The sequence below is a fragment of the Xanthomonas sp. SHU 166 genome, from assembly GCF_000364685.1.
In the GTDB taxonomy this organism is placed as follows: Bacteria; Pseudomonadota; Gammaproteobacteria; order Xanthomonadales; family Xanthomonadaceae; genus Xanthomonas_A; species Xanthomonas_A sontii.
This window is the reverse complement of record NZ_AQOJ01000591.1, coordinates 1-1,829: the sequence shown is the minus strand read 5'-3', so window position 1 is coordinate 1,829 and position 1,829 is coordinate 1. Positions and strand designations below refer to the sequence as shown.

The 1,829-nt window shown below is 70.1% G+C and carries 2 protein-coding genes; one reads left to right on the top strand and one right to left on the bottom strand.

Going from position 1 to position 1,829, the window contains the following annotated elements; translation table 11 throughout:
* On the bottom strand, window positions 1-1,529 hold a 1,529-nt coding region (locus D180_RS14680; RefSeq protein WP_043091037.1), incomplete at its 3' end, for a S41 family peptidase.
* Between the two features lie 113 nt (window positions 1,530-1,642).
* Here D180_RS14680 and D180_RS24605 point away from each other — a divergent pair.
* On the top strand, window positions 1,643-1,829 hold a 187-nt coding region (locus D180_RS24605), incomplete at its 3' end, for a hypothetical protein (RefSeq protein ID WP_232760512.1).

The following is a 1,829-nucleotide window of genomic DNA, read 5'->3' as shown; positions in this document are numbered from 1 at the left end:
GGCTGGCCGGTGCTCCCGCCGGTCGCCTGCCCCACCAATGGGCCGCGCCGCATCAGCCGGAACACCGCCGCCGTGTCCTCGCCGGCGGAGAACGTGCCCGCATCCACCAGCATCGCCACCGGGCCGGAATAGGCGTTCGGTTCGGGTGCCACCGGCTCTTGTTGCACCGGCCGCCACTCGATCAGCCTGGCGCCGCGCGCCTGCGCCAGCGACGAGCCGTTGTCGCGCTCGACAGAGCGCAGCGATGGCAACGGTGCCGCGGCGACGTAGCGCAGGATCTGCAAGCCGAACCACGTGTTGCCGCCACCATTGCCGCGCAGGTCCAGGATCAGTCCGCGCGCGGCACGCACGCGCGGCAGTGCCTGCTTGAGCGCCTGCAGGCTGGCATCGTTCTCCAACTGCGGCACACGCAGTACCGCCACGCCATCGCGGCGAATGCGCAGCAGCGGCACCTCCGGCACCTTCACCGCGGTGTAGCCGCTGCGCGCGGCACGCACCTCGCTGCGGTGCCCGTCGGCATGCTCCACCGACAGCCGCACCGGGGTGGCGGCATCGCCGGCCAGCAAGGCATAGGTATACATGCGCAATTGCAGGTCTTGCGGGGTGGAGCTGCTGAGCTGCGGACGCACCACCCGCTGCGCGTACTGCTCCACCGGCTCGCCGTCGATCGCGAGGATGCGGTCACCGCGTGCCACCCCTTGGCGGCGCAGCGCGGCATCACTGACCGAGGTCACCACCACCTCCCCGTCCAGCCAGGCCGTCCGCAGCCCGGGACGGGCATACCAATGGTCCTCCAGTTCCTTGGGCGGCAGGATCCCGGTGTGTCCGTCGTGCAACTGTGCCAGGAAGCGCGCCAGCACGCGGTAGTAGGCATCGGTATCCGCTGCGCGCTGGACCAGTGGCAGCGTCTCCAGGTACAGGCGGTCCCAGTCCAGGTCGGGCACGTGGTCGAACCAGACGAAGCGCTCGCGCGCGGCCATCCACACCTGCGACAACCCGGCCACGCGCTGGGCTTCGGTCAGCTGCACGGCGTAAGGCACCGCAATCGAGGGCGCCGTGGCATCGCGGACCGCCAGCGCTTCGTGGCGCCGGACCTCGGCCAGGCGCGGGTCGTCCAGCAACGCCGCCGTGGCCGGGTCCTTGTCCACCACGAAGTCGATCAGCCCCTCATGCCAGGACATCGCGTCCAGGGCGCGCCAGGCCGCCACCGCCGCGTCGCGGTCGCCGAGCCACACCTGCACCCGCACCAGATCGCCCAGCAGGTTCAGGCGGCGGAAGCGCAGCGTCTTGCTGCCCTCGGCGAGCGCTGCGACCGTCGGATCGTCGAGATACTGCAAGCCCTGCTGCAGGGCATCGCGTGCCTGCAGCAGGTCATCACGCGTGCTCTTGGCGCCGTGCTCGCTGAGCTGACTGGCCCGGTCGCGGAAAGCGGTGGCCCGCGCATAGGCCTGATCGGCCGGCGTTTCCGCCGCCCCCACCGACGGCAACAGCAGCAACCACAACAGCGCACCCCATCCGTAGCTTCGCATCGCACCCTCGCGCTCGAGTGTTTGAATCGCAGGCCGCAGTATCGGGCATCTGCTGCGCGCGAGCATCTTGACGGCGCTGGGCGGCTGCGGCGACCAAGGGACAAGAGCCTGTCATGAGCCGCGCTCCCCTTTGCCCGGTTCGTCGCCAGGGGGTGAACTGCAATCCACTACCGGCATCGCGCGCCTGGCGCATCCAGCGCCAGACGATTGAGCGCCCGATCCTAGACGCCAATGCTGGCGGACCGCCATCTGGCCACAGTGCGCTTAGCGAGAACCAACATCGGCTTGTGCCGCAAAGGC